The following is a 281-nucleotide window of genomic DNA, read 5'->3' as shown; positions in this document are numbered from 1 at the left end:
AGCCCCGATGCTATAACCACCTTAAATCTTTCAGTGAGCAGTATGCAGTATTTAGTTTGCAGTATCTACTGCCGACTAACCACTAACTAGCTGCCAACTGTATAAGTTGACATATTGATTTAAACACGATAAAAAGAGTTATCAAAAAGCTTAGTAAAAAGCAATTGCTGACACATAAGCCTATGGGTTATTAGTACTACTCGGCTATGACATTACTGCCTTTACACCTATAGCCTATCAACGTGGTAGTCTCCCACGACCCTTTAAAGAAATCTCATCTT

The 281-nt window shown here is 38.4% G+C and carries 1 rRNA gene; it reads right to left on the bottom strand.

Annotation, left to right across the window (positions count from 1 at the left end):
* Window positions 1-170: 170 nt before the first annotated feature.
* A 23S ribosomal RNA gene (locus tag JJQ60_RS21905) occupies window positions 171-281 on the bottom strand; the annotation flags it as partial.

This window comes from Aquimarina mytili (assembly GCF_016735115.1).
Classification (GTDB): Bacteria; Bacteroidota; Bacteroidia; order Flavobacteriales; family Flavobacteriaceae; genus Aquimarina; species Aquimarina mytili.
This window is presented reverse-complemented; position numbering and strand designations above follow the sequence as displayed.